The organism is Singulisphaera photorubra (assembly GCF_045290345.1).
GTDB lineage: Bacteria > Planctomycetota > Planctomycetia > Isosphaerales > Isosphaeraceae > Singulisphaera.
Genome location: NZ_CP155447.1, coordinates 5,918,089 through 5,937,275 on the forward strand (window position 1 = coordinate 5,918,089; position 19,187 = coordinate 5,937,275).

The window sequence follows — 19,187 nt, forward strand, 5'->3', positions numbered from 1 at the left end:
CCTTTTTCCACGTAAGCGGACGATTTCATAATTGTCACAATTTCTGCAAAGACCGAAAACAACGAAATGACGCGGGACCTTGTAGGTGATTCCGTGGACGGCTACCATAAGCGGATGGCCAGTGAGCCATAATCTCAGGATGGTGGGGACGTGGGTGCTGCGGAAGGCGTCCTCGCTGTCAAAAACTTTTGCCCTCGCCACTGGGACACAAGCGTCTTCGTGATGCTCTTGCGTGTCCGGCTCGGCCTCACTCTGATCCGAATCGAGCGGGAGTAATTCCCTCGTAACCGATAGGTTCGAGGGTCCTGGGGGCGTACGGGATTGCCCGCGTAGGGAGGGTTAGCGCGTGACTTCGCGGTTTCGTCTCGCTTGGCTCGTCGGTACGTTGTCACTGGCCGGTTGCGGGGGCTCCTTCAATCCCGGCCCGTTGCAGTACGAGGAATCCGAGGCTCTGACCCGGGAATTGGCCGACAAGACCAAGGCCAACCTCGCAGGTAAGCCCAAACTCCAAGAAGGGGTTCGCAAAGGACTGGCCAAACTGTTCGGGCCGAATCCCCAAGAAATTCGCGTTCCTGCCGGCTCAGGGCTCCCCGCGGGAGGTCGCCGCCTGGCGAACCTGATCGCGACCGGTGAAGGCCCGGAGGCGCGACCGAAACAAATCTACGTTCTCCGAACGTCGGCTCCCGGCCAGCCCCCCGTCAAAGAGCGTCAGGATGGAGGCTATGCCCTCTATCGCCGTCATTGCCTCCACTGTCACGGCGTCACCGGGGCGGGAAATGGCCCGACGGCCGACTTCCTCTACCCTCGGCCCCGCGACTACCGGCCGGGCAAGTTCAAGTTCACCTCCACGCCCAACGGCGCCAAGCCGACTCGGGACGACCTGAGACGAACGATTCGTGACGGCCTGCACGGCACTTCGATGCCGGCCTTTGACTCACTGATGACCGAGAACGAAATCGAGCAAGTCCTCGACTACGTCCTGTTCCTCAGCATGCGTGGGGAGACGGAACTAGGCCTGATCGACGAGGCCTCGATCGCCGACGAGGCCGATCCCGAGGCGCTCTCGGATGAAGTTCTCGACAACGTCGTCAAGAACGTCATCAACAAGTGGACGTCGGTCGAGACCCAGGTGTTCAACCCGCCGGTCGCGCGCACGCCGGCCACCCGGGAGAGCATCCTCCGCGGCCGTGACCTGTTCCTGGGCCACAAATCCCGCAAGGGGAACAGTGTCGATTGCGTCGGCTGCCACGGTCCCCAAGCCTTGGGCAACGGCGTGAGCTTCGTCTCTCAAGACGTCTTCAACGAAGTGGTCTTCGGCGGCGACCCGAGCCTCCAGGAAGAGCGGTTGCAAAACCACCGCAAAGAGATCCGCGAGCAGTGGAAAAACTCGCTTGACGACTGGGGCAACCCGCTCCGACCCAACAACCTGAATCGCGGCGTGTTCAAGGGGGGCCGGCGACCGCTCGACATCTACTGGCGAATTGCCAAGGGGATCACGGGCGCCAAGATGCCAGGCCACTACCCCACGCTCGAGGCAGACGAGGTCTGGGACGTCGTGAACTTCGTCCTGGCACTCCCTTACGAACCGAAGCTGCTCGAGGGGGCGACTCCTGCCAGCGCAACCCCGGCCAAGCCGGCCGTGGCCCAGCGTTGACGGCCTCGCTGGATCGACCATCCGTTCGGATCTGAAAATTTATTCCCCCGAGTTGTTGTCGAGTTGGTGAGTCGTGCCGAGCGAGCCATGACCACACATTGAACCTGAATTCATGAATCCGGATCGTTTCGAGTCGGACGCCACCGCCGCTCTCCGACCTCTCGCACTCGAAGCTCGATCAAGGGAGCGTTTCCGTGCGTTATTGGAGTCTGCTGTTTGCACTGGCCGCGCTGTTTTGTATTGGCGTATTCGTTTATGCGCCGTTCAACCCGGACTGGTGGTTGCCGAACAGCCCGAGCGAGCCGTATCACACGATCTCAACCTTCGGTCGCGAGATCGACAGCCTGTTCATCATCATCCTGGTGATCACGGGCATCACGTTCATTGGCACGCAGGTCGCCCTGGTCTGGGCGACCCATCGCTTCATCGATCAGACCGATACCGAGGGACAGCCGGTCCGTAAGGCCACTTACTTCCACGGCAGCCAGCGGCTAGAGGTGGTCTGGACGATCATTCCCGCATCGATCCTGGTTTTCATCGCCCTCTACCAGATGGGGACGTGGGCCGCCATCAAGTTCCGCAGCTCGGCCCCCAAGGTTCAAGCCCTGGCCGAGGTCACCGCTCGGCAGTTCCAGTGGGTAATGCGTTACCCCGGCCCTGACGGCCGGCTCCACACGCCCGACGACCTTCACCTGGTCAACGACCTGCACTTCGTGAAGGGCAAAACCGCACTGATCTACCTGAAGTCATCCGACGTGCTCCACTCGTTCTTCTTGCCGCAGATGCGGATCAAGCAAGACGCCGTGCCCGGTTTGAACATCCCGGTCTGGTTCGACTCGGACCGCGCAGGGAGTTACGACCTGGCCTGTGCGGAGCTTTGCGGCTGGGGACACTACAAGATGAGGGGTAACGTGACCGTCCATGAAAACCAGTCGGATTTCGACGACTGGATGCAGAGAGCCATCGACGCGCAAAACGTCAGCCAGCTCGCCGCGGTCGGCGGCCCTCAGGGAGAGGTGAATCCACGATGAGCGCACAACACGCCGCCAACGGGCATGGCAATGGGCACGGTCACGCCGCCGATTCGCACGGACACGACCACATTCACCCGGCCCCCGGCAACCTGCTCACCAAATACGTCTTCTCGACCGACCACAAGGTGATCGGGATCCAGTTCCTGATCTCGGGCCTGCTCTTCTTCGTCCTCGGCGGCCTCCTGGCGATGGCTGTCCGTTGGCAGTTGGCCTGGCCCTGGTCGCCGGTGCCGATCTTGAGCAAGTCGCTCTGGTCCGACCCCGCTCTCGGCTACCGGATGCCGCCGGAGTACTACAACAAGCTGTTCACGATGCACGCGTCGATCATGATCTTCTTCGTGATCATCCCGCTCCTGACGGGTGCCTTCGGCAACTTCCTGATCCCGCTCATGATCGGCGCCCGGGACATGGCCTTCCCGAAGCTGAACATGTTCTCGTACTGGGCGATGCCGTTCGCGATGGTCGCCATCATGTACTCGTTCTATGTCGAAGGGGGATCGCCCGAAGCCGGCTGGACGTCTTACCCGGTCCTGGCCGTCGCGCACTGGTCGACTCCCGGCTCGCTGAACGGGCAGACGTGGTGGCTGATCGCCATCTTGTTTGCCGGCGTCTCCTCATTGATGGGGTCGATCAACTACATCACCACCGTCATCATGCTTCGCGCTCCGGGCATGAAGATGTTCCGGATGCCGATGTCGGTCTGGGCCTTGTTCATCACCGCGATCCTTCAGGCGTTCGCGCTGCCGGTACTGACCTCGGCGCTGGTGATGCAGTTGCTCGACCGGACCGCCGGGACCAACTTCTTCAGCCCGGTCGGCTGGAGCGTGGCCAACGCCCCGCCCGTGGTTGGCGGTGGCCAGACCCTGATGTGGCAGCACCTCTTCTGGTTCTACTCCCATCCGGCCGTCTACATCATGATCCTGCCGGCGATGGGTTTCGTCTCGGACGTGATCGCGACCTTCTCGCGCAAGCCGCTCTTCGGCTATAAGCCGATGGTCTTCGCGATCGCCGGCATCGCCGGCCTGGGCTTCATCGTCTGGGGACACCATATGTTCCAGTCGGGCATGAACCCTGCGCTTGGCGCCACATTCATGCTCTCGACGATGATGATTGCCCTCCCATCGGCAGTGAAGGTGTTCAACTGGCTGGGCACCATGTGGGGCGGGCGACTCCAGCTCACCTCGGCGATGCTCAACGCCATGGCTTTCGTGGCGATGTTCGTCATCGGCGGCCTTTCCGGAATCTTCATGGCCGCCACGCCGGTCGACATGCACATCCACGACACTTACTTCATCGTGGCCCATATTCACTACGTCCTCTTCGGCGGAAGCACCTTCGGCATCTTCGCGGCCATCTACTACTGGTTCCCGAAGATGTTCGGCCGGATGATGAACGAGCGTTGGGGGAAGATCCACTTCTTCTTGAGCTTCATCTTCTTCAACGGCACCTTCTTCCTGATGCACATCGTGGGCATGCACGGCATGCCACGTCGCTACGCGGACTTCTCGGCGTTCCCCTACCTGAACAATCCGAACGTCCAGTTGCTGAACGTCATCATGACCTACAGCGCCTTTGGCTTAGGCCTGGCGCAAATCCCATTCGCGATCAACTTCTTCTACAGCATGGTCGCCGGTCCCAAAGCCGGGCCCAATCCGTGGAAAGCCAACTCGCTCGAATGGGCCACTCAATCGCCGCCGCCGCACTATAACTTCGAGACGATCCCGACGGTCTACCATCCAGCCTACGAGTTCAGCGTCCCCGGCCTGCCTGACGACTTTTTGCCGCAGACAGTGCCCAGACCGACCGAGGCCGGACCGCTCGACCCGGTCATGGCCTGATCTCGACGTCGCAACGATTCGATTCCCCGGGCGTCCCTCAATCTCAATGATAAAGCGAGGGACGCCCGATCCCTTTGGGGCGTGTGCGACACGCCAACTTTTTCGGTTTATTCTGTGAACGAGCTCGATCGATCCTCCATGGCGAACGACCCTCTCAAACCTTCCCGACCCGTGTACGAGCCAGCCTACAAGGCTGGTCCGCACTGGGTGGCCGTGGTCGCGGCCTGCTTCACATGGCCCTTGATCTTTGTGGGGGGGTCGGTGACGACCTACCGCGTTGGCATGGCCGTGCCCGACTGGCCGACGACGTTCGGCATCAACATGTTCCTGTACGACTTCTGGAACGCCCCCTTCGGTGTTCGGGTTGAACACACTCACCGGCTCTACGGTGCCGCGGTCGGGCTCTCGACCTTGATCCTGGCCGTTTGGTTCCTGGCCGCCGACCAGCGGCGCTTGATGAAATGGCTGGGGGTGCTCGCCCTCGTGACGGTCATCGGCCAAGGGGTCCTGGGAGGCACACGTGTCACCCAGAACTCAACCGTGCTGGCCGCGGTCCACGGCGTCACCGGCCAGGCCTTCTTCGCCTTGATGGTCAGTCTCTGCGTCCTCACCGGCCGCGACTGGATCATGACCGCTCCAGCGAGAGCCGATACTTCGCATTTACGACGCCGGTCGGCGGTGACTTTATTCCTGGTGGCGGTGCAAATCGCGGTAGGAGCCTGGCTTCGGCACTTTCCCTGGATGGCGTCAACGTCGCTGATCGCCCACGCCTTGCTCGCGCTGGCGGTTTGGGGCCACGCCGCCATGCTCGCCTTGCGGGTCGAACGGAGCCGCGGCGAAATCCCTGAGTTGGTTCCCTCTTCGCGAGCGATGGCGCTCGCGGTCATGCTGCAAGTCGTCCTGGGTGTGGCCTCGTGGTGGATGCTTCGGCCGTTCGACGGGATCCCCCGCACGGTCACGATCATCCAGGCGATGGTCCGAACCGGACACCAAGCCAACGGAGCTTTGCTCCTCGCCGCGTCAGTTGTTTTGACATTCCGAGCATTCCGGCACCTTGCTCCGGCGCACAAGACGCCGAGTTGGTCGAGCCAGTCCGCTCCTGGTTTGGAGGTAGTCGCTTGAAGACCGCGGTGTCATTCGCCCGGCCGGGTTTAGCCGAATCGTCAACCGAGACGGCCATGGCCGATGCGCAAGGTCGGCTCGCCGCATACGCCACCCTGGCGAAGCTCCGGGTCGCCACCTTGGTTCTGGCCACCGTGGCGGCTGGATTCGTGCTCGGAGCCCGGGGTTCCTCTCACCCGTCCACTCTTTTGCTGACGCTGCTCGGAACCGGAATGGTTGCCTCGGGGGCAAGTGCCTGGAACCAGTACCTGGAACGAAGCCGCGACCGACTCATGAAGCGGACCGCTGGCCGACCGTTACCCAGTGGCCGGCTCACTCCCAGAGCGGCCGCCCTATTCGGCACACTGATCGCCCTCGCCGGGGTCGCAATCCTGGTGGCCGCCACGAACCTCATCGCCGCCGGTTTGGCGCTGTTGACGTTTGTGCTCTACGTCTGTGTTTACACTCCCCTCAAACCGCTAACGACCTTGAATACAGCCGTCGGCGCCATTCCCGGAGCGCTTCCTCCGGTCATCGGCTGGGCCGCGGCTACCGGTCAGCTCGGCATTGAGGCGTTCGCCTTGTTCCTGATCGTCTTCCTCTGGCAATTTCCTCACTTCCTGGCCATCGCCTGGATCTACCGTGAGGACTACGCCCGGGGTGGACACAAGATGCTGCCGGTGGTTGACCCCCACGGCGTGATCACCGGCCGGCAAGCGGCGAGCTACGCACTGGCGCTGGTGCCGGCCGGCCTCCTCCCGGCGACGATCGGCCTGGCTGGCCCCGTTTACTTCGCCGGAGCGCTGGCTCTCGGGATCTTTTACCTGGTGTACTCGGTCCGCTTCTGGGCAGGGGTGACCGACCCGTCGGCCCGCCGGTTGATGTGGGCCTCGTTCGTTTATCTGCCGGCGATCCTGCTGCTCTTGCTGTTGAACCCGTTGCCGGCCTGACGTAGCGACCGGCTCCGCACAAAATCAAAGACACGAAGAGACGAGGGAAAAGGGGATCCGGACCATTGTTCTGAGCATCTTTGTCTTCGTCCGTGTCTTCGTGCTCTCCGATTGGTTTTTCTTCTACCGAGGTTGAGAGATGGCACACGTCGCCGATCCTCCGAACAGCTCCGAGCTTGCCGGCCATGAGACGCCGGCCGCCCGAACGGCCGTCCAACACCCGCCTGTCTCTCCCGGCAAGGTGGCGATGTGGCTGTTCCTGGCCACCGAGATCATGTTCTTCACCGGCCTGATCGGGTCGTACATCGTCCTGAGAGCCGGCAGCCCCCCAACCTCGTTCACGAACCTCTTTCCTCCCGCCACCACCACCGACCTCAGCACGGTCAACAAGAATGCTCAGGGAGTGATCCTTAAGGAGGTCGGGGCCAATCACGAAGAGGTCGTGGAGATCCTCGAGAGAAACACGACCTTCGACAAGTATCAGACGGAGGAGCTGGGCAAACTCCTGTTGGCGATCGAACGGCAGGAGCCCGACGACGCCAAAGCGAACAAGCTCAAAGACGAGGCGACCAAGGAGTTCAAACACGAGCAGGCGGAACACCTGGTTCACTCGCTGCCGGCCGGAATTCTCTTCGGCGTCTCGCCCGAAAAGGCCCAGAAGGTTCACGACGAGCTTGAAGCCGTCGGCGCCACGACCTCGATCGTGCCGCTCGCCTTCTTCAACTGGCCGAAGCCCTATGACTTCATGACCAACCCGCTCAGCATCGACCTGACCGCGGCCAACACGTTTCTGCTCATCTGCTCATCCGTCACGATGGTCTTCGCTCTCAGCAGCTTTCAGCGTGACGAGCGCCGCAAGGGAACGCTCTGGCTGCTGGCCACGACTCTGATCGGCGCGGGGTTCCTCAGCGTTCAGGTCTACGAATATTACCAGTTGATGTTCGGTCACCATTACCCGCCGGGCATCAGCGCCACGGGGCACTTTCGCCCGAGCGTGAGCATCTTCGCTTCCTGTTTCTTCACGATGACTGGGTTCCACGGGGCCCACGTCGCCGGCGGCGTCATCATGCTCGCCTGCCTCACCCTGAACTCGGCAGTCACCGGGTCGTATACGAAAAACAACTATAGCTCGGTCGAACTGGTCGGCCTCTACTGGCACTTCGTCGACCTTGTCTGGATCCTCCTGTTCACCGTCGTTTACCTTATCTGATCGACCTGGGATCTGATCGGAAACGGCGGACCCTCGTCCGCGGATTCCGCGTTGCCATAGGGGAGCACGCCCAATGTCCGACACGAACCTGACTCACGACCAGGAGATGGCAGTCGAGTCCCATAACTCGCAGTACATAAAGATCTTCCTGATCCTGATCGTCTTCACGATCAGCGAATACTTTTACGCTTCGATCTTTGCCAACCACTCGTTCCTCGTCCTGGTGATCGGCCTGATGTCGATGGCCATCATCAAGGCGACTTTGGTCGGGCTCTACTTCATGCACCTCAAGTTCGAGGGGAAGTGGGTCTACGTCATGCTGGTCCCGGCGGGAATTCTGGCGATGGTACTGACCTTCGCCCTCTTCCCTGACGTGGCAATGCAGCCGATTACCGAAGAGAACCCCGACCTCGAGGGGATCGAAACCGCTCCGCTTCAACCTGGTGCCGCCGTGTCGATGCTTCGGCCGTTGAAGCAGGTCGGCTAAGCGAGATCGAGCCGAACCAGCCCAGCCTCCTCTGAAGGAAGCTGGGCTGGATCAGCGACTGTTGCTGTTTTGCTCTCTTCTTAATGAATGAGACGAGACGCTTCCTTCCCCTCCTCCAACGCAATGGCCCTCTCACCGTGGATGCCTCCTATCGCCTCGGCCTTTCCGTCCTCCTTGGGACTGTCATCGCGTCGGCCGGCCTCTCCCTCGCGGCGTCGCTTCGCACCACCCCCGCACGTGCCGGACACGACCTCAGCGCCAACCCGTTCGAGCTGGGCAAATTCCAGTTCACGGAGCGATCGGGGAAGACGATCACTGAGGCCGACCTTGCCAATCGGGTCTGGATCGCCTCGTTCATCTTCACCCATTGTCCGCTCTCATGCCCCCGGATCACAGGGGTCATGAAGGGCCTTCAAGAGAAGCTCTCCGACACCTCGGTGCAGCTCGTCAGCGTCTCGGTCGACCCCGAACGCGACACACCCGAGGTCCTCGCCGGCTATGCGAAGACGTTCAACGCCGACCCGGATCGCTGGTGGTTCCTGACCGGTCCCAAGGCCGAGGTCAAGTCACTAGTTTTCGATCGCTTCAAGCTCGGCCTGGCCGAGGCCAGCCCTGACGAACAGGAGGCGGGGGCTGAGGCGATCGCGCACAGCGACCGGCTTGCCCTCGTCGGCCCTGGCAACAAGGTCATCGGATACTTTGAAACAACCAACCGCGCCTCCCTCGACGCCCTGACGGCAAAGGCCAAACAACTGGCCCCTGCGTCCCACAAAGGACCCGCCTGGGCCCGTCAGCTCCCCGCGGTGAACGCAAGCTTGAACGCGACCTCCGGAGTGCTTCTCCTCCTCGGCTGGACCTTGATTCGCCGAGGCCGCGTGCAGGCCCATGCCCTCTGCATGTCGTGCTGCGTCGCCGTTTCCACCCTCTTTCTCGTCTGCTACCTGGTCTATCACTACGAGATCGGCGGTGGCGTTCCCTTCCGTGGCATCGGCCCGCTCCGGACCGTCTACTTCACGATCCTGCTCTCGCACGTTGTTCTGGCGGCGGCCATCGTCCCCCTGATTTCCATCACCCTGATCCATGCCCTACGCCGGCAGTTCACGCGCCACGCGCGAATCGCCAAGGTCACCTTTCCCCTCTGGCTCTATGTCTCGATCACGGGCGTCATCATCTACCTGATGCTCTATCAACTTCCCCAGGGTTGAACGACACTTCCACGAATCTCGGTCGTTGGCTCATCTTGACATTTTATATTTCGCCAGCCATGGATTCCTCCCATGTCGATCGAGTTACCACGCACGACGGATGACGCCGCAACCGCCCGTGCGTGCGCTCGACGACTGTTCGCGATGTCCTTCATTGCCCTCTTTCTGGAACTCTTGCTGATCCGGTGGGCGCCTTCGGTCGTGCGACTGGTGGCTTACTATGCCAACCTACTGCTCGTCAGCTCCTTCCTGGGGCTGGGACTGGGGGCGCTGACGTCGAGCCGCAGGTGGAACCTGTTTCGCTGGTTCCCCCTCCTCGTTGCCGGCAACATCGGGGTTCTGCTCCTCTGCCGCACCGCAACCTTGCCGGACAGTGGAAGCGAAATCCGATTCTTCGCCGTGGGCAGCACGGCCATCAACTACCTGACCCTGATTGGGGTCTTTCTCACCAATGCTGTGCTCTTCATTCCCCTCGGTGAACAGATCGGTGAACTGTTCGGTCGACTCCCAACGTTGCGGGCGTATACCTGGGACCTGCTCGGAAGTCTCACGGGGACACTCAGCTTCGGCCTCTTCTCGTACCTCTATTTTTCCCCGGTGCTCGGGATGGCCGGCGTCCTCATCGTCGTCCTCGCCCTTTCGGCACGCAAGCATTGGATCTGGAGCGTACCGACCGTCCTCGTCTGCCTGGGCGCCTTGGCGTGGTCGACCCCTCCTGGAGCCATCTGGTCGCCCTACTACTACATCACCGTCCATGACCCTGAGAACCCTTCCGCAATCGTTCCCCCTCCACCCGCCAACTTGCGATCGATGCAGAATCCTCCGATCTACTCGGTGAGCGTCAACCAAGACTTCTACCAGATGCACGGAACGATCGACCTCGAACGCTATTCACCCGACGCCCCGCAAAAAAGGCTCGTCCGCTATCTTCGAGATCAGTACCTGCTCCCTTACTCGTTGGCAACCGGGCGAAGCCGAGTCGCCGTTCTCGGAGCCGGCGGAGGCATGGATGTGGAAGCCGCACTTCTGTCGGGGGCCCGCACCGTCGACGCGGTCGATATCGACCCGAAGCTCATCGAGCTCTCGCGCAGGGACAACGCCGCGGGATGCTACGACGATTCACGCGTGACCGTTCACGTCAACGACGCCAGGGCCTTCCTCCAGAACGCGCGCCCGGGCTACGACCTGGTCGTCTTCGGCTTCCTCGACTCCCAGGCCCTTTTCACCTCGATGAGCAACCTGAGACTGGATGGTTTCACCTATACCGTCGAAAGCCTTCGAACGGCCTATCGTCTGCTCAATGATGACGGGATGCTCTCACTCTCGTTCGCCGTGGCACGCCCCTGGCTGGCGGACAAGATCCTGCTCATGGTCGCGGAGGCGACGGGAACGACCCCGATCGTCTACATGGACGGCGGTCAGCTCATCGTCTGTGCGTCGAAGTCGAAAACAACGATCAAACCATCCTTGCGTTTCGGTCGCTTCAACCTCGTTCGGTACAACCACGCTCAGGTCCCGAAAACCGAGCCCGCGACCGACGACTGGCCGTTCCTCTACTTGCAGTCCAAGACGATTCCGGGGGACTATCTCCTGGTCATCGGGGCGATACTCGCGATCTCCTTGGCGAGTATCGTCCGGCTCCGAAGCGAACCCTGGGGAGTAAACGACGCCCACTTTCTCTTCCTCGGACTGGGGTTCCTGCTTCTGGAGACCAAGAGCATCGGAGACTGTTCGCTCTACTTCGGATCCACCTGGCTGGTGACCACGATCGTCGTGGCGGGAGTGCTCGTCATGGTACTCGCCGCAAACATGCTTGCCACCAAGATCCGTTTCTCACTTCTCTTATACGTCCCCCTGTTTGCCACATTGCTCGCACTCTACTATACCCCGCATGAATTCGTCCTTTCCCAAGCCTTCAGCCAGCGTCTCGTGTGGGCGCTCCTCGTGGTCCCCTTGCCGATCTTCTTCGCCGGGTTGATCTTCTCCACCACGTTTCGAGGCACGCTCACTCCAGGAGCCCTCTTCGGCGCCAACCTGGTGGGTGCCATGATCGGCGGATTCTGCGAGTACATCGGGATGGCCACCGGCAACTCCGCCCTGATGCTCCTCGTGATCGCCGCCTACGCGGCCAGTGCGCTTTGCCAACTCAAGGGCGCCAGCCGGCCTCGCCACATCGATCATCCATCCCCAAGCCCCGGATAAGCTCTCGTTCCCACCACATTCTTGTCAGTTCGCCGGTCGCTCGAAAACCAGGACGTTCGCCCAGACGCCTTCGCCGGGATCGAATCCGGTTGGGCGGTGGTCGTTGAACCCACCACTTCTGATATAAAGCCGCCCCTCTTCAAGGCGATAGATCGCGTGCATCTCGGGCACCTCCTCACCGTCAAGCGTGGTGAACTTCACCCAGTCCAACGCCTTGGGCGTCGTCGTCTCATCAATCTTCAACTCCCCGTCCGCCTGGATCTTCCGCCCTTGCGGCGTCGCGATCGTAGCCACGACCGCATTCCCTTTGATCTCAATCGAGACGACCGTCGCCTTGCGAAGCCCGACCTTCGTTTCCCAACGCCCTTGGAGCCTGGGCAGGTCGCCGTTCGACTCGGGCGCCGCACCAATCGCCATCACCGCCAGCAAGAAACCCGCAAGAAGTTTGGCATTCATCGACGCGATCCCTCACAACAGGATGTTCACGTAGACGTCCCTCGGAAACGAAGGCCGACATTGATAAGATCGACCGTACTACAGGACGAACTTCGCACGATCTCCAATTCAACTCTATCATTCCGATAGAGTTAATCGATTACCCCAAAAAACCCTCAAGGGACTCCCTTCCCTCAAGGTTGTTCTTATTCCGATCCGCTTCGGGCCTGGGAACGTGCAATGGATCCTGCCTCGCAGGGCCGTTTTATATTCGACGTTCCGCACCAGAGCGAAAGTACCGATGGTTCTTGCAGTTTCCGCCACGGGTGGGCTTGCCGTTGCCCGGGCCGGAAATCCATCGCGATTCGCACCCAGTCGCGGAGCGTTGCTTTATTTTATGGGCGTTCCGAAGCCACCGACGCTCTGGGCCGTGGAATTGACCAGGGGGAACCGTCCGTTTAGAATACGTAAGTCTTTACCAGTTTGAGTTTTTCTGAATGGGTAAATGACAGACCTTGTCAGGGAGCCGCCGGATGCGACAGCTAGGTAGGGTTCTACCGGTCCTCGTCCTGGTCTTGGGGCTTTCCGCCGACCTTTCGGCATGTCCGAATTGCAAGGAGGCGGTTGCCGCTCAACCGAGCGAGGTGGCCAACATGAAGAACGGGTACAACTGGAGTGTCCTGTTCATGATGGGCATGCCCTTCACCCTGCTCGGCACGGGGGCGCTCATGGTCGCTCGGGGTGTCAAGCGGGGCACCCTACCCGAGTTCTGAGCGATGAATGATCTCGAGACAGTCGCGAGCCTCTTGGCCAAGGCGGGACGGGTGACGGTCTTGACCGGCGCGGGGGTCTCGGCCGAGAGCGGGATCCCGACGTTTCGCGGGCTCGGAGGTCTCTGGAACGGGCGTGACCCGATGAGTCTGGCCACGCCGCAAGCGTTCGCGGCCAACCCCGAACTCGTCTGGGAGTTCTACAACTGGCGCCGCGAACTGGTCACACAGGCCGAGCCCAACCCGGGACATCGGGCACTCGCGGAATTTTCGCGCCGATTGACCAGCCTGACGCTCGTGACGCAAAACGTGGATCGACTCCATCAGCGGGCCGGTAGCCGCGACGTCATCGAGCTCCACGGCAACCTCTTCGAAGTCCGCTGCACCGGCTGCTCGCGAACCTTCGACCGCTCAGGAGAGACGCTCCCTCCCCTGCCCCGCTGTCACGATTGCGGCCAACTCCTCCGGCCAGGCGTCGTCTGGTTTGGTGAGTCGCTCCCGCCCGCGATGTGGGAGGCCGCCGAGACTGCCGTCCGCCGCGCCCCTCTGCTTCTCGTCATCGGCACCAGTGCGGTCGTCTATCCCGCCGCCGGCCTCGTGGGCACGGCCCAGAACGGAGGGGGTGCCGTGATCGAAATCAATCTCGAACCCACCCCCATCAGCGCCACGGTTGACATCGCCCTCCAGGGCAAGGCCGCGGAAATCCTCCCCATCCTCGCCGATCTCCTCTGATCGAGCCTCCGGCCGAAGTCCAAGATCATTTCTCGGTCAACCGGGACTCGCCGGCTTCACCGCCGCGGCCATGAGCGCTTTGACGAACGCGAGATCGGCCGCGGTCTGCTCGATGAGTTCGGGTGTGGTCAAGTCGCGCCAGCTATGGGGTCCTTTGTATTCACTATGGAGCGAGATCGGCCCCTCGAACTTGGCCTGCCTGAGCGCATCGAACACCTCAGGCCAGGCGACCAAGCCATCGCGAAGCGGGACCTGTTGAGCCTGCCAAACCGCCTTGACCTTCCCCGGTTCCGACTTCCAGCCGAAATCCTTGATTGCGACGAGCCGAATTTGAGGGGCAAGCAACTCGAGGTTCTGCCGCCAGCCTCCGCTTCCCCCTTCCACGGCCGCATGACCAGGGTCGAAGTAGGCGGCGATCCGGCTCGGGTCACGGTCGCGGAGTAAGCTCGCAACCACCGCCGGTTGGCAATTCACGTAACCGGGTCCGCTATGGTTGTGGATCCCGAACGTGATCTTGTATGATTCGGCGAGTCGTTCCAGCCCATCAAGCTGATGCTTCGCCTGCTCGATCGACTCGCGGAGTTTCCCTTTGGGGACGTTCCAGTAGCCCAGTTTGAGCAGCCGGATCCCTTGCCTGGCCGCCGCCTCGACAGTCGCCTCGGCATGAGGATCGGTCGCCCGCGTGATCGCCGTGCTCGCCATCGGCACGTCCAACCCTTGGGCGTGAATCGCCGCGACAGCCGCCGGCAGGTCCTTTCCCACCGTCGCGGGCTCAACATGCCCTTTAGGTCGAACGGTCAAATCCACCCCGTCGAACCCAAGCGCCTTGATCCGCTGCGCGGCTTCGCCGACCGAAAACTCTTGCAGCATCTTCGAGAACATCACGAGCGGCATGGGTCTCGTCCTCGATCCACAGAAATGGAGAAATACGAGCGATCCGATTTCAAGGTGAGCTTGTCACACAGGAACAAGACACACCTATGTCTCACGGCGAATATGAACGGACCACCTTATCGTAACCTTCCCCAATCCTCGGGCGAAGCCCCACCCACCGCCATCCCAATGCAAGCCGTCCGCCCCGAGCACCGGCGGCCCGCCTGGGCCGCCCTTGTTGCCTCAAACCGGGAATCACTCCCCCGCCGGTTTTCCGGGGTGACGGTCGTCACTCATTCCGCGGCCTGCGTGCGAAGCTTGCCCGCATTCGTATTCGCGGCAAGGTCTTCGAGCATGTCGAGGACGGCCGCTTCGATGGCCGCTTGCCAATTCGCGCCATGCTTGGCGTGAGCGGCGGGCCGACTGTAGGCGTAGGTGAGTCCGCGCGAGTTATTGATAATCGCGCCGAGGCCGTCGGCATCGAATGCGGGGGCGACGTCTTTGGAAGAGCCTCCCTGAGTGCCGTAGCCTGGCACCAAGAACGGAATCCCGGGCAGAGTCGCCCGAAGCTCGGCGAGTTGGTCCGGATAGGTTGCGCCCACGACCGCGCCGAGCAGACTGTAACCCGACGCCCCTCGATACGGCTCGGCCCATTGAGCCAAGCGCGCGGCGACATGCTGGTAGATCGCCTTGCCATCAGCGATCAGGTCCTGAAACTCACCGGCCGAGGCGTTACTCGTCCGGACGAGGACGTAGAGACCTTTCCCCTCGCGCGCGGCCACCTTGACGAACGGTGAGATTCCATCGCTCCCGAGGTACGGATTGACCGTGAGGCCGTCGGCGTGCCACGAAGGTTCAAACTGCTCGCCCACGGGAACTTTGCCGAGGTAGGCGCGGGCATAGGCGTCGGCCGTGGAGCCAATGTCATTCCGCTTCCCATCGATCAGGACGAGAAGTCCTTTGCTCTGAGCGTATTGGGCGGTGGCGTGAAGTGCCGCCACGCCTTCGGGTCCATACGCCTCATAGAACGCCGCCTGAAATTTGACGATCGGCACCAGCGGAGCGACCACATCGACAACTCCGTCCCCAAACACACGGAGCGACTCCGCCACCCCCGGCCGATCACCAGGAAAGTTGTCGAGAAACTGAGGTGGCAGGTCCTCGGGCCGCGGATCGATCCCCACACAGATCGGGGTTCCCACTCGCTTTACGGCTGCATTCAAGCGATCCGCGAAGTGCACGACGTAATTCCTCTCAGGACTGCATTGACAGATCCGTTCCTCCTCCTATAATACCGTCTCAACACGCAGTCGTCTGCAAAAATTCGGGGCGTAGCGCAGTTTGGCTAGCGCGCTAGACTGGGGGTCTAGAGGTCGTGGGTTCAAATCCCGCCGCCCCGACTTTGACGGGACGAATTGAACTTTTGAGTTCAGTTCGTCCCGTTTTTTTATTTCGATCCGGGCGTGATGCCAACGCGAAATCAATCGCCGAAAAACTCTGAGAGTTGCTGCATGGTGCCCGTCCAGCCCTGACGCATGGAGTTGTGAAAAGCGGTGAAGAAGTCGCGTTGGACTATGGTGCCGTTGAACGGTCGAGCTTCGATGGTGACGAGTGTTCCCCTGCTTTTGCCTGCGTGTTCAACGAGCGTAACGGTGGTCCACGTCTCCGGCGGGAAGTTGTCGAGTCCCTGAAACGGTGCAGGAGTAATTTCGCCGCTGGCGTTCGAGAAGCTGCTGATGAAATCGAGCTTGTCGGGTCGATTGATGGTTCGAAAGACCCAGCGGCCCCACATCTCCATGCCATTCGGATGGCTCATGCAGTAGTGGAACATGCCACCGACGCGAAGGTCCATAGTCGCGTGCAGCATCGTCGATCCCTTCGGACCAAACCATTGCAGCAGATGCTCTTGCTCTGTCCATGCCTCCCAGACCTTCTCTCGTGACGCGTTGAAGACGTGGCTGATTGAGAAAGGTGGTTCGTGGTCATCGCCAGCCGACATGCTTGCGAGGTAGTCCTCCAGATTCGCCAAATGTTGCTTGCCGCCCTCCACCGCTCCATGGTCATTAATGACGAAGTCACGTGCTTCCGCAGTTGGAAAGATCGACCGCATTGTGACTTTCGTACCACGACCGTTCTCGCCGACACACTCAAGGACAACCTCGGTTCGAAAGCTAACGGATTCATCACTGCCCTCGCCGCCGAGCGTGTAGATGAGTCGCGAAGGCTTGTCAATTTCGATGTATTCGACGCGATTTCCATAATCACGACCATCGGGACCGTGCATCGTGTAACGCCAAGACCCGCCCGGTCGGAAATCCATCGAATGCGTTGTGGTGGTGAAACCTGCTGGTCCCCACCAGCGACCGACGTGATTGGGATCAGTCCACACCATCCAAACCAACTCTCGCGGCGCGGCAAAAGTCCGGCAGATGATGATCTCTACGGGGTTATCAAGATTGGCCTGTGACATTTGATGATCGGCGGGCATTCAGCGACTCATTTTCTTGCGTGGGGATGAAGTGGGTTTAGCATCCGGTTCGGATTGCAGTTCCTTGAAGTAATCGTCGAGTCGATCGAAACTCTCTTCCCAGAATGTGCGGTAATGGTCGATCCAGGAAGCGGCTTCCTTCAACGGCTTGGCTCGTAGCTTGCACGGTCGTAATTGGGCATCGCGCGAACGCTCGATGAGGCCGGCTTTTTCGAGCACCTTCAAGTGCTTGGAAATCGCGGGAAGAGTCATGTTGAACGGCATGGCCAGCTCTTTCACGGCCGCTTCGCCTCTGGAAAGGCGAACCAGAATCGCCCGCCGAGTTGGATCGGCAATTGCAGCGAATGTAATGCTCAGGGGGTCGATCATCATTGTTTACCAGATGGTTAGTTAACTGATTGTTAAAGTACGTCGTGCTCGGCCGATAGTCAAGGTGAATCAGGTCTTTGAGTGCCAGCTTGTCGAAAAGCTTCGGCAAAATGCCCGACTTTCGTCGCACATACATACCTTATTTCCACTCACTCGCACTTCACTGCCCGGTGAATTCAGACTTCCGGTTCAAACACCTGCAAGGTTGGAAGGTGCCAGAATCAACCGCAAACCAGCATCCCAACCCTGAAATTCCCGGAGAAAAAGTTCAATCGCCGTCTTGTCGCCCCAACTCAACAGAAAGTCACAGTTTTCCATGGCTTTCTGAAGAGATCCGCCCGAACGAAACCACCTTAGCATCGCTGCCCACAACTCGACACAAGCAAACCAACCTATATTTTTATACATTCTCCAAAACCAGCGAAGCGGTTGCACTTTACCCCGCATGTCATAAGCCATCATTGATCCATCCTGTTTGAGCCTGGGGTGAACGTCACCCGCGCGTTCGATCCGCGACGATACGACTCCACCGCAAGGCTCGCTTGCGCCGGTGGATCGCGATCCGAGGCGGTACCTGCTTGAGTCGAGTCATCGGCTCGATTCAAATGCGACTCCGGATGAGGCGGTCGGGGAACCGTACCGGCGCTCATCCCCAGCATTCCGGCCAATGGTCCGCCCCGGACCCTTCACTTCGAGGACTCCTCATGAGACTTCTCAAAGCGTTCGCCGCCCATTTGCCCTTGGGCTTGCTCATCGCAATGGCGGGTGCCGATCCAGCCCTGGCCCAGCCGGCAAAGGATGCTGGGTGGGCGCGTGTGACCGAGCCATCAAGGTCGAGACCGACCAGCTTGAAGCCGTCATTCCCAAGAATCATCCGAAGCAATGGATGACCGGCATCGAGAAGGGCTCGTTCCTCGACAAGGCCACAGGCTTCCGCGAAGTCGGCGACGGCCTGATGGTCGTCGATTGGCTCATGGAGGTCGGCAGCGATGAAGCATGGAGTGATCATGTCATTGCGCCGGACGGAAACGGCGTCGGACGCTACTTCTGGTACGACAATGAGACCGACCCCGAACGCCGATCGTATGCCTTGATGGCCCACGGCAGCAGCCAGCGTAAGCGGATGATCGAGGGTCCCCAACTCTGTCACCGGATGAAGCCCGTCCGACCCGAGGTCATCCGTGGCAACGACTTCGTCGCGGTGAAGACGACCTACAACTTCGAGTACGCTGCCCCCGGCCGAAAGCCAGGGGCGCGGTGGACCCAGTTGATCGTTTTTCCCAAGGGGGAACGGTACTTTCTCCTCTCAGATCGCATTGAATCTGTGAATAGCTCGGACGAGATGTTCCTGCGCAACGACACGCCGGGCTGTATCCGCCACGAGAAGGGCGACACATTCAGCGAGGTCTACCTCAGCTATCTGAGCGGTCCCAAAGGGGTTCGGATTCCGGCCGCCGAGTTCTTCACTCCGTTCCCCCCCGACCTGAAATTCGGCTACCGTCGCGACACCCACCGAACGCCGGACCATTTCATCCGTGCCTACCACCTGAAAGACAAGGAGACGGGCAAAGACGGCCCCTGGCTCGCAGGCCTGACACTTGACCCCTCGGTCGTCTACGAGGCGTGGTGCAGTCAGCGTCCTGGTGGGATCATCGTCATGATCGAGGAGGTCCACGGCAAGCCCGTGAAGGCCGGCGACGCCTTCAGCGCGGCCCACATTGTGGGCTACTTCGATACCATTGAGGAAATGCACAAGGCCTATGACCGCCACAAAGGCCACACCGGTCTGATCACCGATTCAACCGGCTGGCGACTGGTGAAGTAGAACTCCGAACCAAG

At 60.7% G+C, this 19,187-nt stretch carries 18 protein-coding genes and 1 tRNA gene; 13 read left to right on the forward strand and 6 right to left on the reverse strand.

What is annotated here, in order from left to right:
• Positions 1 to 346 precede the first annotated feature (346 nt).
• The 9 genes from V5E97_RS22350 to V5E97_RS22390 all read left to right on the forward strand — a co-directional run bounded on the left by V5E97_RS22350 (position 347) and on the right by V5E97_RS22390 (position 11,681).
• Positions 347 to 1,654 (forward strand): c-type cytochrome, encoded by a 1,308-nt coding sequence (locus V5E97_RS22350; protein ID WP_406693751.1) that lies wholly within the window; start codon positions 347 to 349, stop codon positions 1,652 to 1,654.
• Positions 1,655 to 1,848: 194 nt separating this feature from the next.
• Positions 1,849 to 2,685 carry a cytochrome c oxidase subunit II gene (locus V5E97_RS22355; protein ID WP_406693752.1) on the forward strand — a complete coding sequence of 279 codons (837 nt, stop codon included), beginning with the start codon at positions 1,849 to 1,851 and terminating at the stop codon, positions 2,683 to 2,685.
• Positions 2,682 to 4,526, forward strand: coding sequence for a cytochrome c oxidase subunit I (locus V5E97_RS22360; RefSeq protein ID WP_406693753.1), 1,845 nt, complete (start codon positions 2,682 to 2,684; stop codon positions 4,524 to 4,526). The genes V5E97_RS22355 and V5E97_RS22360 overlap by 4 nt, the downstream gene beginning before the upstream one ends.
• Positions 4,527 to 4,664: 138 nt before the next feature.
• Positions 4,665 to 5,648 (forward strand): COX15/CtaA family protein, encoded by a 984-nt coding sequence (locus tag V5E97_RS22365; RefSeq protein WP_406693754.1) that lies wholly within the window; start codon positions 4,665 to 4,667, stop codon positions 5,646 to 5,648.
• 56 nt (positions 5,649 to 5,704) lie between these two features.
• The gene (cyoE, locus tag V5E97_RS22370; RefSeq protein WP_406693755.1) at positions 5,705 to 6,577 is read left to right on the forward strand and encodes a heme o synthase; all 873 of its coding nucleotides are present in this window, start codon (positions 5,705 to 5,707) and stop codon (positions 6,575 to 6,577) included.
• Positions 6,578 to 6,716: 139 nt separating this feature from the next.
• Complete coding sequence (locus tag V5E97_RS22375; protein WP_406693756.1) at positions 6,717 to 7,787, forward strand: cytochrome c oxidase subunit 3; 1,071 nt, start codon at positions 6,717 to 6,719, stop codon at positions 7,785 to 7,787.
• Positions 7,788 to 7,860: 73 nt separating this feature from the next.
• Complete coding sequence (locus V5E97_RS22380; protein WP_406693757.1) at positions 7,861 to 8,274, forward strand: cytochrome C oxidase subunit IV family protein; 414 nt, start codon at positions 7,861 to 7,863, stop codon at positions 8,272 to 8,274.
• A gap of 83 nt (positions 8,275 to 8,357) precedes the next feature.
• Entirely contained in the window at positions 8,358 to 9,479 is a 1,122-nt protein-coding gene (locus V5E97_RS22385) for a DUF420 domain-containing protein (RefSeq protein WP_406693758.1), read from the forward strand.
• 72 nt (positions 9,480 to 9,551) lie between these two features.
• Complete coding sequence (locus tag V5E97_RS22390) at positions 9,552 to 11,681, forward strand: spermine/spermidine synthase domain-containing protein (protein ID WP_406693759.1); 2,130 nt, start codon at positions 9,552 to 9,554, stop codon at positions 11,679 to 11,681.
• A 24-nt stretch (positions 11,682 to 11,705) separates the two neighbouring features.
• Here the strand turns inward: V5E97_RS22390 and V5E97_RS22395 are convergent, their stop codons facing one another.
• Positions 11,706 to 12,137 (reverse strand): hypothetical protein, encoded by a 432-nt coding sequence (locus tag V5E97_RS22395; protein ID WP_406693760.1) that lies wholly within the window; start codon positions 12,135 to 12,137, stop codon positions 11,706 to 11,708.
• A 512-nt stretch (positions 12,138 to 12,649) separates the two neighbouring features.
• Here V5E97_RS22395 and V5E97_RS22400 point away from each other — a divergent pair.
• Complete coding sequence (locus tag V5E97_RS22400; protein WP_406693762.1) at positions 12,650 to 12,889, forward strand: hypothetical protein; 240 nt, start codon at positions 12,650 to 12,652, stop codon at positions 12,887 to 12,889.
• Between the two features lie 3 nt (positions 12,890 to 12,892).
• Positions 12,893 to 13,618: an SIR2 family NAD-dependent protein deacylase gene (locus tag V5E97_RS22405; protein WP_406693763.1), complete on the forward strand. Its 726-nt coding sequence runs from the start codon at positions 12,893 to 12,895 to the stop codon at positions 13,616 to 13,618.
• A 36-nt stretch (positions 13,619 to 13,654) separates the two neighbouring features.
• Here V5E97_RS22405 and V5E97_RS22410 read toward each other — a convergent pair whose 3' ends face one another.
• Positions 13,655 to 14,512, reverse strand: coding sequence for a sugar phosphate isomerase/epimerase family protein (locus V5E97_RS22410; protein WP_406693764.1), 858 nt, complete (start codon positions 14,510 to 14,512; stop codon positions 13,655 to 13,657).
• 272 nt (positions 14,513 to 14,784) lie between these two features.
• Positions 14,785 to 15,732: an orotidine-5'-phosphate decarboxylase gene (gene pyrF / locus V5E97_RS22415; RefSeq protein ID WP_406693765.1), complete on the reverse strand. Its 948-nt coding sequence runs from the start codon at positions 15,730 to 15,732 to the stop codon at positions 14,785 to 14,787.
• A gap of 84 nt (positions 15,733 to 15,816) precedes the next feature.
• On the opposite strand from pyrF, the gene V5E97_RS22420 reads away from it, so the two are divergent.
• Positions 15,817 to 15,891: transfer RNA gene (locus V5E97_RS22420), tRNA-Pro, on the forward strand.
• An 80-nt stretch (positions 15,892 to 15,971) separates the two neighbouring features.
• Here the strand turns inward: V5E97_RS22420 and V5E97_RS22425 are convergent.
• From V5E97_RS22425 to V5E97_RS22435, 3 genes are all read right to left on the reverse strand, one after another.
• Positions 15,972 to 16,979: an SRPBCC family protein gene (locus V5E97_RS22425; RefSeq protein ID WP_406693766.1), complete on the reverse strand. Its 1,008-nt coding sequence runs from the start codon at positions 16,977 to 16,979 to the stop codon at positions 15,972 to 15,974.
• The gene (locus V5E97_RS22430; protein ID WP_406693767.1) at positions 16,980 to 17,351 is read right to left on the reverse strand and encodes an ArsR/SmtB family transcription factor; all 372 of its coding nucleotides are present in this window, start codon (positions 17,349 to 17,351) and stop codon (positions 16,980 to 16,982) included. It lies immediately after the preceding gene.
• A gap of 186 nt (positions 17,352 to 17,537) precedes the next feature.
• Positions 17,538 to 17,810, reverse strand: a complete 273-nt coding sequence (locus V5E97_RS22435; RefSeq protein WP_406693768.1) for a hypothetical protein — start codon at positions 17,808 to 17,810, stop codon at positions 17,538 to 17,540.
• Between the two features lie 343 nt (positions 17,811 to 18,153).
• On the opposite strand from V5E97_RS22435, the gene V5E97_RS22440 reads away from it, so the two are divergent.
• Entirely contained in the window at positions 18,154 to 19,173 is a 1,020-nt protein-coding gene (locus V5E97_RS22440) for a hypothetical protein (RefSeq protein ID WP_406693769.1), read from the forward strand.
• Positions 19,174 to 19,187: the final 14 nt, after the last annotated feature.

Coding starts and splice junctions, on each gene's coding strand:
- V5E97_RS22435 (WP_406693768.1), bottom strand. CDS start 17,810: ATGATGGCTTATGACATGCGGGGTAAAGTGCAACCGCTTCGCTGGTTT.
- V5E97_RS22385 (WP_406693758.1), top strand. CDS start 8,358: ATGAATGAGACGAGACGCTTCCTTCCCCTCCTCCAACGCAATGGCCCT.
- V5E97_RS22365 (WP_406693754.1), top strand. CDS start 4,665: ATGGCGAACGACCCTCTCAAACCTTCCCGACCCGTGTACGAGCCAGCC.
- V5E97_RS22405 (WP_406693763.1), top strand. CDS start 12,893: ATGAATGATCTCGAGACAGTCGCGAGCCTCTTGGCCAAGGCGGGACGG.
- V5E97_RS22375 (WP_406693756.1), top strand. CDS start 6,717: ATGGCACACGTCGCCGATCCTCCGAACAGCTCCGAGCTTGCCGGCCAT.
- V5E97_RS22395 (WP_406693760.1), bottom strand. CDS start 12,137: ATGAATGCCAAACTTCTTGCGGGTTTCTTGCTGGCGGTGATGGCGATT.
- V5E97_RS22430 (WP_406693767.1), bottom strand. CDS start 17,351: ATGATGATCGACCCCCTGAGCATTACATTCGCTGCAATTGCCGATCCA.
- V5E97_RS22390 (WP_406693759.1), top strand. CDS start 9,552: ATGTCGATCGAGTTACCACGCACGACGGATGACGCCGCAACCGCCCGT.
- V5E97_RS22425 (WP_406693766.1), bottom strand. CDS start 16,979: ATGCCCGCCGATCATCAAATGTCACAGGCCAATCTTGATAACCCCGTA.
- cyoE (WP_406693755.1), top strand. CDS start 5,705: ATGGCCGATGCGCAAGGTCGGCTCGCCGCATACGCCACCCTGGCGAAG.
- V5E97_RS22400 (WP_406693762.1), top strand. CDS start 12,650: ATGCGACAGCTAGGTAGGGTTCTACCGGTCCTCGTCCTGGTCTTGGGG.
- V5E97_RS22410 (WP_406693764.1), bottom strand. CDS start 14,512: ATGCCGCTCGTGATGTTCTCGAAGATGCTGCAAGAGTTTTCGGTCGGC.
- V5E97_RS22380 (WP_406693757.1), top strand. CDS start 7,861: ATGTCCGACACGAACCTGACTCACGACCAGGAGATGGCAGTCGAGTCC.
- V5E97_RS22360 (WP_406693753.1), top strand. CDS start 2,682: ATGAGCGCACAACACGCCGCCAACGGGCATGGCAATGGGCACGGTCAC.